A 314-nucleotide genomic window follows, 5' to 3' on the forward strand; every position below is an offset into this window, starting at 1 on the left:
ATCTCACTAGAATTTGCGCCCTCATCAGCGCACTCATAGCTCAGCTGGATAGAGTACTCGGCTACGAACCGAGCGGTCGGAGGTTCGAATCCTCCTGAGTGCGCCATATACGAGGCAACGCGAAAGCGGGGCTTCAGTGGCGAAAGGGCTGAAAAGCCATTAGCTGCAACCAGTTGGTGAATCTGGTTAAACTTTACCGACGACGCACTCATAGCTCAGCTGGATAGAGTACTCGGCTACGAACCGAGCGGTCGGAGGTTCGAATCCTCCTGAGTGCGCCATATACAAAAGGGCCTGCAGAAATGCAGGCCCTT

The 314-nt window shown here is 54.1% G+C and carries 2 tRNA genes; both read left to right on the top strand.

From position 1 onward, the window contains the following. The first annotated feature begins 29 nt into the window (after positions 1-29). Positions 30-106: transfer RNA gene (locus ACNFH5_RS30615), tRNA-Arg, on the top strand. A gap of 98 nt (positions 107-204) precedes the next feature. Next, positions 205-281, top strand: a tRNA-Arg gene (locus ACNFH5_RS30620). Positions 282-314 lie beyond the last annotated feature (33 nt).

It is taken from the genome of Pseudomonas sp. NY15435 (assembly GCF_048068295.1).
In the GTDB taxonomy this organism is placed as follows: Bacteria; Pseudomonadota; Gammaproteobacteria; order Pseudomonadales; family Pseudomonadaceae; genus Pseudomonas.